Here is a 12,932-nt window from a genome sequence, read left to right on the forward strand (position 1 = left end):
GTAGTAGAATATTGGATTAATGGCAAAGAAGCAGATAACCATTAAATGGAATATTTACTCCATAAAAAAAATATTTTACCAAATTCACAAATAGGCAAAGTATTTGCTTAAATGAAAAAAGTTCTTGAAAAAGGACAGAAAATAAATTTATAAGCCTTAGTTATTTCCGACATGTTAAATTTGAATAAGTCCTTCATAAGGACCATTAACCTTATTTTATTTTTTTCAATAGCTCTCTCCTTTAATTTAAAAGCCCAAACTTTTCCCGCTTCTGACTTTGACCCCAATCTTCAACAAGTAATTGCCTTCCCTGGTGCAGAGGGTTTTGGCAAATATGCCACGGGAGGCAGAGGCGGTCAGGTCATCAAAGTAACCAATTTAAATGATGAGGGACCTGGTAGTCTCCGTGCTGCAGTGGAAGCCATTGGTCCAAGAATTGTCGTCTTTGACGTATCAGGAACCATTGAACTGAAAAGCAGACTTAATGTAAGAAACCAAGATCTGACTATTGCCGGACAAACTGCTCCTGGGGATGGCATTACCATTAAAAATTATCCCCTTAGGATCGAATCAACAAACAATGTCGTTATTCGATTCATAAGATCTAGACTGGGAGACCTTTATGTAAACCATCCGACAAATCCTACAAATAGTGAAGATGCCTTTGAAATCGTTAGAAGTTCAATGATAATTATCGACCACTGTTCTTTTTCATGGGGTACTGATGAGGTAGCATCAATTTCTCATGGATTAGATATTACTGTTCAAAATTCTATTTTTTCTGAGGGCCTTGCAGACTATAACTCGCTTGGTTCATTAAATTATGGAGATAAACTCTCTTTATACCAAAATCTTTATGTACATAATAGGATCAGAAATCCTGCTCTTGCAAAATCCAATCAATTCTCAAATTCGCTTCACGATATAAGGAATATTGTAGTTTATAATTATAGTTTTAGGGCTATTGACGGTGGATCAAATTCTAAGGTAAATATTTACAATTCGTACTTTAAACCAGGTCCAGCAACCTTTGCCAATACAGACGCCCAAACTATTTCTAAAAAATTTCTGAATCCCACGAGATTGGAAAATGATCCTTCAACCTATGGGAAGTTTTATTTAGAAGGAAATTACATGCCGACAATTGATTTGTCTAAGAACCAATGGTTAGGAGTTAGAATGGAGAGCGGCTCGGCAGAAACAGAATATCTTGAACAAATAAAAAACAAAGATAGTCAAGGAAGATTAGTGCCTTTCGCCATTCCTAATAATTTGTACAGTAATAGTCGAACCGCAGAGCAAGCTTATAAATTTGTTTTGGATTTTGTAGGGTCAAGCTTAAAAAGAGATGCAGTAGATACTAGAATTATTAATGAGGTAAGAAACGGGACTTACACCTTTAAAGGGTCTAATTCTGGAGATTTGGGTATCATCGATAGTCAAAAGGATGTGGGAGGATGGCCATTACTGCAATCTTTGGCAGCACCAAAAGATACGGATGGGGACGGGATGCCGGATGCCTGGGAAGTCTCCAATGGATTGGAACCCAATAAGGTCAACGATAAGGAGCATAATTTGAGTCCATACTATACGGATATTGAAGTCTATTTGAACAGTTTGGTACAAGACCTGATTGCCCTACAAAATCCAGGGGTTCCTAAATTGGTGAAATTGGTTTTGCCGGGAAATAATGTAATCGTAAGCCCCGTAGATATCAGTTTTGCTTGGGACCCTGTTTTAAATGCGAACCTATACACACTTCAAATTTCAAAAAGCAATGATTTTAGCAGCAATGTGATCAGCGTTAACAATATAAAAAATTACAGCTTGGTCCATTCCTCTTTAGACGCCAATAGTAACTATTATTGGAGAGTGAGGGCCAGTAACTCGAGCGGAAATGGACCCTATTCCACAGTGGGTACTTTTAAGACAGGAAGTCTAAATACAGTACCTGGAAGAACAATTTTGACTTATCCTGGAAATGGTAATGAAAACATTTCCTTAACTCCAATTTTTAATTGGGCAAAGGTTCCCAATGCCAAAACTTATCAAATACAAGTTTCAACCAATTCAAGTTTTACCACTTTGCCCATTAATCAAGGAAACATTGTTGATAACAAATTCCAATCCCCTAGGCTACAGGAAAACCAGCTTTATTATTGGAGGGTCAGGGCAAGCAATGATTCTGGAAACGGTTCTTTTTCCAGTACAGGAACATTCAGAACCTTGAGTTTGGACAATCGGCCAGAACCTGTTATAGCTCTCCGTCCATCAAATGGAGTACGTATTATCCCTGTCCCAGTTCAATTGGATTGGTTGGAAAGTTCCAGTGCAGAACAATATCAGGTGGAAGTCTCCACAAATCCGGAATTTTCAGATATTACACTTATAAACAGCAATGTTCAAGAAAACTTTCTTTTGATTCCCAATCTGAATCCTAACACAAATTATTATTGGAGGGTAAGGGGGATAAATCGCTCCGGCTTCGGAAGTTTTTCTATCGCACATGCCTTTATGACTACCGGTTTTTCCCAAAAACCGGATGCAATACAAATATTAAGTCCGGCACATGATTCCAACGTTTTTTCAACCAGTATACAATTTCAATGGGCAGCCGACCCAAGGTCCAATAGTTACCGGTTCCAGCTATCCACGTCTCCTGACTTTAGCAGCTTTGTGACAAATGTCGGAGGATTGACCGGAACATCAAGAACAATTGACAATTTGAGTAGTAATATAGACTATTATTGGAGAGTTCAGGGGATCAATGAGTTGGGTACAGGTCCTTTTTCAAATATCCACAAGGTACGAGCCGCTACTTTCTCAGGACGTCCATCTGCCACAAATCTAATCAGCCCGGCAAATCAAACAGTAATTGGTAGCAATCAAACATTATTTACTTGGGAAAATCAGCCCAATACAGAGAGCTATAGTCTGGAAATTTCCGAAAATTCCGATTTCAGCACTAACGTAATTAGAAGAAATGGAATAAGAGGAACATCTTTTGTTGAGAACAGTCTGCAATCCGACAAAACCTATTTTTGGAGAATACAAACTTACAATCCAGCTGGATCAGGGAAATATAGTTATATTTGGTCTATCAATACTGTAAGTAGTGATATTTACTTAAATCCACCTGTTCTCTTATTGCCGGTTAATTCAAGTAATTTTTCTAATTCCAATATTAACTTTTCATGGGAAAGTATAGCAGATGCCGATGCCTTTCACCTTCAGATTTCGGAAAAGACGGATTTTATCAACCTAGTATATCAAAACCAGAACATTAACAGCAACAATCTTAATTTGAGCAGTTTGTCAAGTGGCAAAGCATATTTTTGGAGGATAAGAGCGCGAAATAACAGTATTTATTCAGCTTGGTCGAAACCAAATAATTTCAGTATTGGATCTTCTGATTTACTTTTATTAAGCGGTTTATTAGGCTATTGGCCTATGGAAGAGGGAGGTGGCAATCGGATGTTGGACCAAAGCAGCAATAACCTGCATGCCACAATCCAAAATACGGGAGATGTTTCCTGGGTCAACGGAAAAGAAGGAAAAGCAATACGTTTGAATGGGCAAACTGGACGTTATGGGGTAATTAACCATCAATCCATCATGAACATTGACAAAGCCATCACTTTAGCTGCATGGGTCAAACCTTCTGCCTTAAATAGAGCAAATATCTTTTTTAAAAACGCGGGTAATGGATTTGAGTTATGGTTGGATATTGATGGCCAAATAGAATTCAGGTTAAATAGGGGCAATAATGGTACAACTTATCGCATGAGATCCAGTTTCAATTATGGGGGTTTTTTAAACCAATGGATACATGTAGCTGCAACCTTTGATGGAATTACTAGTACCCTCTATGTCAATGGTGTTGAGGATACTTCGGCCACCTATGTCCCATTTGAAATTGGAACCACCTCGGGTGCATTGACCCTAGGGTCTATGGGAACCATTCAACGGTGGATAGGTGACTTGGATGAGTTACGCATTTACAACCGTGTATTAAGTAAAAATGAAATTCTCTTACTTATGGGCCAAATTCCAGATACAGAACCACCCTTAACCGACCCTCCAACTAACCCTCAATCAGGGAATTTGATTGGCTATTGGAAAATGGACGAGGGCAGTGGGAATCAAATGCTGGACCATTCCGGAAATAATTTCCATTCGAATATTCAAAATACTAGCGGAGTTAGCTGGACTAATGGGATAATAGGGCAGGCCATCTCCTTAAACGGTTTTACCAACAGATTTGGTATCACGCCCCACCATCCACAATTATCTCTTCCCAATGCCATCAGCATTACTGCTTGGGTGAACCCAGCTGAATTAGGCCGTAGTACTGTTATTAGCAAATCTGACGGAAATGGTTTTGAACTTTGGTTAGATATCAATGGGCAGATTGAATTCAGGTTAAATCGTGGAAATAATGGATCCACTTATAGGTTACGCTCAAATTTCAATTATAGTAATAACATGGGTAATTGGATGCATGTGGCTGCCACATTTGACGGAAGCACTAGTAAAATCTATATCAATGGACAGGAAGATATTTCCAAAACTTATTCTCCGTTTACTGTTGGTACTAATTCAGGGAATTTGTTCATTGGGTCTATGGGTACAATTCAACGATTTACTGGAAGTATAGATGAACTAAGGTTGTATGATTTTGCACTGAATACAGCAGAAATTCAGGCCTTAATTGATAATGCTCCCCCGTCTCCCCCCCTACCCAGTAATTTGGAAGGTCATTGGAAAATGGACGAGGGAAGTGGCAATACCATGATGGACAATTCCGGTAATGGCAATCATGCCAATATTTTGAATACTGATGGAGTATTCTGGACAACGGGAGTAATAGGACAAGCCATTACCTTAAGTGGCAACAGCAATAGGTTTGGTATTGCACCTCACCGCCCTAATTTGGAAATACCTAAAGAACTGACAATATCGGCATGGGTAAGACCTGATGAAATCGGGAGAAACACTATAATCAGCAAATCTAAAGGAAATGGTTTTGAATTATGGTTGGATATTGATGGGCAGATTGAATTCAGGTTGAACAGGGGAAACAATGGTGCTACTTATCGGCTACGGTCAAATTTCAACTATAGCAACCAAGTTGGTAATTGGATCCATGTGGCAGCTACTTTTGATGGTACCACCAGTAAAATTTATATCGATGGCAAAGAAGATATTGCCAAGTCATATTTACCCTTTACTATTGGTACTAATTCCGGTGATTTGGTCATCGGTGCATTGGGTACAATTCAACGATTTGAAGGAAGTATAGATGATCTCAGGCTTTATAGCAGTGCACTCAATTCCAATGACATCCAACAGCTTGCCAGCAATAGTCAAATGATGAGGATGGGTAGCAATTCTCCCAAAAACAATGCAGAGATAGCCGCTATAGACTCAAAAATACTGGCCTCTCCCGAAATCTTCGCAAAAAAATCAGATCCTCTACTTTATCCGAATCCGGTGGAATCATTGATTAAGGTAATGTCGCTGTGGGAAAAAGAAGGGGAAATAAAAGGCCAAGTATATGATATGCGAGGTGTTCTACTGATGGAACAGGTCTTGGAACTAAAAGGATTCCAAATTGAAATAGACCTCAGTCCTTTGCGATTGAAACCTGGGAATTATATGTTGATTTTACAGGATGCACAACATAGAGAGATATTCAGGTTTATAAAAAAATAATTCGATGGGGGAAAGGTCTTGCTTCAGTCCAAGGTATTATTAAGTTATTGAAAGAAGAACAAGTAAGCTATTTAAATAGCCTGGCAGTATACCGTCAGGCTATTTTTTCCGGTATTTAAAAATACAAACCAGCTAAGCCGAGAATCCTATTCATTTCCTTTCTAAAATTGAGAGCCTTATTTAGATATGAGTACTAGATTATTGAAATGAATTATTATATGTTTGCAATACTTCAATAGGTTTGAAAAAGAGTTAAAAAAAAATTATTTATGTCAAAAATAATCTGGATATGTTCAAAAAAAGGATTCAGTGAAAGCACTGAAGAAAAACTGAAAACCGTAATCAATTTTATTACCCCTGATAATATTACACCCAATCAGCCACAAATAAAAGTTGATCATCAAATCGCTTATGGTATCCTAAATCCAAAAAGTAACATAAGATATCATGGTAACAGTGTATGTTTAGGAGTTCTATTTGGAGATTATACCAATTGGCATCAACCCTTAAACGAATTTCCTGATGGATCTTTTGCCCTCTTTAGGGATGACGAGACTTATGCTGAAATCATTTCTGATGTTGCGGGTTCGAGAACAGTTTGGTATTATCATGATGATGACCTACTAATTGCAGCAACTTCTCAGTTTGCGATTATTCACTATTTAGAAAGCTTTGAATTCAATCACGATGTAATACCATGGATATTGACTACTGGCACATTGGGACCTGATTTCTCTTGGGATAAAAGAATTCAGAAATTGCCCCCAGATTCTTCGATAGTTTTAGAGAAAAGTTTGTGGAAAATACAAATAAAATCATTTCCAATTGTTTACCAAACCACCAACAAATCAGCAGAGAATATTGAAAAACAATTACAAGAAAATCTAGACCAAACTTTTCTTGGCATGGATCTTAGTTATTTTAGATGGGTTCTTCCTTTATCTGGGGGCTATGATAGTAGAGGGATTTTGCATATACTAAAAAAAAATAAGGTTAATCCCATAAAAACCATCACTTGGGGACTAAAGGAATCATTAAATGACCATGAATCAGATAGTTATATTGCCAAGAATTTGGCATCCAAGCTAAATGTTGAACATGATTTTTTTTCAACATCCTTTTCTAATGAACCAGTAGATTTAATTTTTGAAAGGTTTTTAAGGAATGGCGAAGGTAGGATTGATCACTTTGGGGGTTACCTAGATGGATTTAAAATTTGGAAAACACTACACGAAAATAAAATTGATATAATTATTAGAGGAGATGAAAATTTTGGCTGGCATAATGTCTATTCAAAATCTGATGTTTTTACATCTTTAGGAATTAAATTTTTTCCTGAATTCAAGAATTTTAATAAAATAGAAAAGGATTTAAAATTTAACCAAACCCTACCGACTTACCTTCAAAAAAAACAAAATGAAAGTTTAGCACAGTGGAGAGACAGACTTTATCATGAATATAGGTTACAATGTATGATTTCTGCGCTTGGAGATTTAAAATTGGCCTATGTAGAACAAATTTCCCCTTTACTATCAAAGAATGTTTTTCAGCAAGTCAAATCTCACCCTGACAAAATTAGAACAGGCAAAGTTCTTTGGAAAAAGATAGTCAAGGAATATTTACCGAAGGTCCCATTTGCTTCTAAAGAAGCAATTTCAGGCATGGAAAGTTTTACTAAATCGGAAATTTTTGTGAATTTTATAACTAAAAGACTAAAAGAAAATACAGATAATCCAATTTTTGACAAAGACTTTATAAATGAACTTCACAAAAACTTAAAATACAGTAACACTGAATTATATTATTCAAAGAATTACAACTTGAAGGATTTAATAAAAAAAATTATGCCAAATAAATTTTATAGTTTTTTAAAAGAAAAAAATTCAGTTCAAAAAAAAATGGACAATAATATTTTAGCATTCCGAATTGTAATCTTATTTTCAATCCTTAATTTATTCAAAAAATAAGAATTAAAATTTTTATGCTGTAAAAATAAATAATTCCACTTTGAATTGTGGAATCTATAAACACCAAATAAACAAAAATGGCCAGATTTTATTTTACAAATTTTTACAATATGGACTCAATTGTAGAGGACGGGAACCCCAAAGGAGGTTCAAATGTAGAAACACTAGTTTGGATGAAAGCCTTTTTTCGTTTGGGAAATGAGGTGTTTCTAGCACAGTATGAAAACGATGGAAGAAAAATTAAAGAGAACTATAATTGGATCACAACTGTTCCTACCTATAATTTTACAAAATATAAAAAATTCCTTGTCTGGTACAGTTACAGATTCCCAAAACTATTTAAAGTACTTTCAAAAAACAGGTTCGATTATGTTTTTTCTTCAAATCCAACATGGCAGATTTTTTATTTGTGTTTGATTTGCAAATTGACTGGAGCTAAACATATTATGAGGATAGCTAATGATAAAAATGTCGATTTCAATTTAGATAAAAGTATTAAGCCTTTAGAAAAGCTATATATTAGATTGGGTTATAAACTTTCCGACTTTATCGTTGCCCAAAACGAATTTCAATTTCAAAAATTAAAAGAAAACTATCCCAATAAAAAAATCTCAAAGATATACAATCCAATTGTAATAGAAAAAGAATATTTAAAAATCAAAGAAATAGATGAAGGAAGTTACATTGCTTGGGTTGCCAATTTTCGATATCAAAAAAACCTGAAGCTTTTGTTTGAAATTTCAAGCCAAAATCCTAAATTATTTTTTAAAGTAGCAGGTCAAAGCCTAAGTTACAGTGACCCTGAAACTGAAGAATATTTGATTAGGCTTAAAGGGTTAACCAATGTTGAATTTATGGGTGCAATTTCTCAAGATGAGATTTTGAAATTCCTGTCAAAATCAAAGTATCTATTAAGCACTTCAAGATACGAAGGGTTTAGCAACACTTTTTTGGAAGCAATGATAGTTGGAACACCAATAATTACAACTTATAATGTTAATCCCGACGGAATCATTGATGAACATCAACTAGGGATCCTCTACAAGGATCCAAAAGATTTCAAATTAATTATTAATGATATAAATAACGAAAAATATAAAATCATGTCTAAAAATTGTATTGAGTATGTTCTCTCCCATCATGATTATTTGAAATTAGGAAAAGAATTCATGCAAGTAATTGGGAATATCTGAATAATTTTGTCAGACTCTAATTAAACCTAAATTTTCTCATCTTATAAAACTTAATCAAAATGCCCAAAATTTTATTTTCACAATTTGCAAATATCGAACTGATTGTAGAAGGTGGCAATCCAAGAGGCGGGGCTGCTGTACAGACTTTAGTTTGGATGCATGCATTCAATAAATTAGGATTTGATATTCAGCAGGTAATTTATGAAACTGAAACAAGGCCAAAGAAAAAGGAATTTGATTGGGTTGAGACAATAACGGTTTACAATCCAAATGTCAAAAGAATCAGGTCTTGGTATACCTACAAATTACCCGCTTACTTTAAAACCTTAAAAACAGCCAAATGTGATTACGTCTATTCATCCATTCCTAAATGGTATTTTTTCTATATTAATATTTTCTGTAAAATATTAGGAATTAAGCACATAATCCGGATTCCCAGCGATGAAATGGTGGATAAAAGGATTTTTCTAACTGAATCAAAAATAGACAATTTTTACATTCAAAAGTCCTTTGCAACTGCTGACCTGATTTTGGCGCAAAATGAGTATCAATTTGTTAACCTCAAAAGAAAATTTCCAAAGCAACAAATTGTGAAAATTTATAATCCTACAATTATAAATGAAGAATTTTTGAAGATCAAAACTGAACTTCAGGGACATATTGCATGGATTGCGAATTTTAGACATAGAAAGAATATGGCTTTATTGCTCAAAATTGCAGAATTATTACCCAAGGAAAACTTTATGATTGCAGGAGTCCCACTGCTACCCCTAGATGAGGAAACCGAGGATAGTGTGGAAAACCTGAGAAAACTTAAAAATGTTACATTTTTAGGGAATGTGGGAAGAGAGGATATTTTGGGTTTTCTCTCAAAAGCCAAATTTCTATTAAGTACAGCAAGATATGAAGGGTTTAGCAACACTTTTTTAGAGGCTATGTGTACAGGCACACCTGTTTTGACTACCCATACTGCCAATCCAGATGAATTAATAAACAGATATGAATTGGGATATGTCTATGAAAATGAAAATGAAATTTGTAGCATCATTGAAAATTTAACAATGGAAAAGTATTTGACATGGTCAAAAAACTGTATTGCTTATGTGAAAGAAAATCATGACTATAAATATTTAGGGAATAAGTTAATGAATCAAATTAAATGTTTATAATTAAATATATAGTATAAATTCATTTTTTATAACCATGTTTATCCACATTAACGCACGTGACAAAATTTAACAATTGATGTCTTTGATTTGCTCGTGGATTATTGCATTTGTTTCTTGTACTTAAATACAAAACATTGTGACAATATTACAATACATGTATTAATTTCCCAATTAGTCAAGCTGTGAATTTTATTTTAAAGAAAGTAAGAAAAAGTCAGGGATTTGCTGTAAAACCTGTAAATCAATCACAAAGCACTACTGGTTCAGCGGTTGAAAATTCTTTGAATACCGCTGTTTCAGAAGGAGAAGTTCATTGAAAAGCGGGACTATGATGTAATGCAGTAGGGTATCTCTCCATACCTAGTTATTGGCCTTGATTTTCCTTTTAGCAACAAAAAAAAAAAGAGATTTTCCTGTCTTGAATTCCAAAAACAGGTTGGACTGACCAGTTACGATACCTCTTTAAAGCTAATTCATAAAGGTCGTGCGATGATGGGTAAATGGGATTCTAAATATAAATATTAAAGGATATGATCGAATTTGATAAGTTCTTTGTGTGGTTGGCTACTGAAAAACAAGTGAAAGAGAACATGAAAAGGGGAAAGGAAAGCCAAGGACAGGCGAATGTTACAGTGGCTGCCGAGTCAGATCCTCTCCACCATATGATCACCTATAAACATTTAAAGAACTACCTTTTTGAATTCGTATAAAAGCTAAACAGAAGATATTTTATATAATCTTTGTTTGAGCGGTTGGTCATAGCAGCTGTTCATTGTTAAGTGCAAAAAAGCGGATACACCCAATAAAAAATAAAATCCCTTAAAACAAAATTGATTGGTATAATTTTCTTTGAAAGAAATTTTTCAAGAAAAAAACTCCTTAGGTTAATTTAAATAAATATATTTGACTTTGAAAGAATATTCTTTTTATTAAAATTTTTCTAAACAATTACTAATTTAAGTTTTCGAAAACTTCAATCCTCTTAAATTAAAAATTTCCTGAATTTTACTTTACAATGAAAAACAAACAAAATTTTATTAATAAATTGTCCGACTTCCTTTTTTATTACTCTTATTTAGGCAATAAGATTTTTGCATCATTGGGTCTAAGCTTTTTTGTTGGCTTGTTAGATGGTTTAGGTTTGGCGATGTTCATACCTTTGTTACAGTTGGTGGATGGTGGTGACATGTATGATGCAAAATCTGGTAGTGCTGGGAATATGGACTTCTTTATCAAAGGTTTGGACTCAATTGGATTATCTTTGAATCTAATTACTGTGCTATTTCTTATTCTTTTATTTTTTAGTCTAAAAGGATTTTTTAGGTTCTTTCAATCCTACTACAATGTTGTTTTGACAACCACATTCGTTAAGAAAATTCGAACTGAGGCAGTAGACAGTATTTCAAATTTAAAATACGGGCATTTTATCAGAATGGATTCAGGTAAAATTCAAAATTCAATCAGTGGAGAGATTGACAGGGTCAAAATCTCTTATACTAATTATTCCTCTGCCATTCAAGCATTTATGAGTGTAATGGTTTATATATCTTTAGCATTTCTCACTAACCCACAATTTGCCATTCTGGTAGCTATCGGGGGTGCACTTTCTAACTTTTTGTATACAAGTCTTTACAAAAAAACCAAGAAAACCTCCAAAGAAATCACCTCAGTAAATCATATTTTTTATGGCTTGATGTTAGAACAAGTACATAATTTTAAATATTTAAGAGCAACAGGTCAAATTACTGTTTATGGCCAAAAACTAAAAAAAACCATTATTGATATTGCTGCAGGATTTAGAAAAATGGGATTTTACAATTCATTATTGATTTCAACAAAGGAACCACTTTCAATTTCAGTTGTTGTAATTGTAATCATTATACAAACTTACTATTTTAGTACAGAACTTGGGCCCATTATTTTAAGTCTATTATTTTTCTATCGATCGCTTAATCAAGTAATAGTTTTTCAAAATTACTGGAATGATTTTTTGAATTATTCCGGTTCACTATCAAGCTACAAGGATTTTATTTGTGAATTAAAAGCAAATGAACTTAATTATTCGGATGGTCTTAAGGTAAACATCATTGAAACAATCACACTTAAGGATGTTGAATTTTCTTATGATAATAAATTATTTCTTCAAAATATCAACATTGAGATCAAAAGAAATATGACAGTAGCTTTTGTTGGATCAAGTGGAAGCGGAAAGACTACTTTATCAAATATTATCACTGGACTTTTACCAATAGGAAAGGGTGAATTATTAATTAATGGAAATAATTTAAACATTTCCAATATACAACAATACCAAACAAGAATTGGGTATATCACTCAAGAACCCGTAATATTCAATGATACTTTGTTCAATAACATCACTTTTTGGGCTGAAAAAACACCTGATAATTTGGCCAGGTTTAAAGAAAGTCTTAGAAAGGCATCCCTACTAGAATATTTTGAAAAACTTGAACAAGGGGAAAATACTCCTTTAGGCAATAATGGGGTATTGATATCAGGTGGACAAAAGCAAAGAATTGCTATTGCTAGAGAATTGTATAAAAATATTGATCTCCTGGTCTTAGATGAGGCAACATCTGCTTTGGATTCATCAACAGAAAAAGAAATCCAGGAATATTTTGAGGAACTAAAAGGAAGGTTTACTTTTATAATAATTGCACATAGATTATCCACCATTAAACATGCTGATGTAATCTATCTCCTTAAGGATGGTAAAATTGAGGCAGAGGGTGATTTTTACTCTTTACAGAAAAAATCTACCGAATTCAGAAAAATGGTGCTATTGCAGGATTTCGGTTCACTCCAAAAAGAAAAACACTTATAATTATTCTTTATAATTCGGTTGAAATTTTAAATTTGCTTAACTCACA

The 12,932-nt window shown here is 34.1% G+C and carries 5 protein-coding genes and 1 pseudogene; all 6 read left to right on the forward strand.

Annotated features, from left to right (window positions below):
- Positions 1–180: 180 nt before the first annotated feature.
- Positions 181–5,715 carry a LamG-like jellyroll fold domain-containing protein gene (locus B9A52_RS24685; protein ID WP_172805285.1) on the forward strand — a complete coding sequence of 1,845 codons (5,535 nt, stop codon included), beginning with the start codon at positions 181–183 and terminating at the stop codon, positions 5,713–5,715.
- 269 nt (positions 5,716–5,984) lie between these two features.
- Positions 5,985–7,682, forward strand: coding sequence for an asparagine synthase-related protein (locus B9A52_RS24690; protein ID WP_084123224.1), 1,698 nt, complete (start codon positions 5,985–5,987; stop codon positions 7,680–7,682).
- Between the two features lie 110 nt (positions 7,683–7,792).
- A complete protein-coding gene (locus B9A52_RS24695; RefSeq protein WP_172805286.1) occupies positions 7,793–8,875 on the forward strand; it encodes a glycosyltransferase family 4 protein in 1,083 nt (360 codons plus the stop codon).
- 59 nt (positions 8,876–8,934) lie between these two features.
- Complete coding sequence (locus B9A52_RS24700; protein ID WP_084123226.1) at positions 8,935–10,044, forward strand: glycosyltransferase family 4 protein; 1,110 nt, start codon at positions 8,935–8,937, stop codon at positions 10,042–10,044.
- Positions 10,045–10,222: 178 nt separating this feature from the next.
- Positions 10,223–10,781, forward strand: a pseudogene (locus tag B9A52_RS24705) (hypothetical protein); the annotation flags it as partial.
- Positions 10,782–11,059: 278 nt separating this feature from the next.
- Positions 11,060–12,886, forward strand: a complete 1,827-nt coding sequence (locus B9A52_RS24710; RefSeq protein WP_084123227.1) for an ABC transporter ATP-binding protein — start codon at positions 11,060–11,062, stop codon at positions 12,884–12,886.
- The last annotated feature ends 46 nt before the right edge of the window (positions 12,887–12,932 follow it).

The sequence above is a fragment of the Aquiflexum balticum DSM 16537 genome (assembly GCF_900176595.1).
GTDB lineage: Bacteria > Bacteroidota > Bacteroidia > Cytophagales > Cyclobacteriaceae > Aquiflexum > Aquiflexum balticum.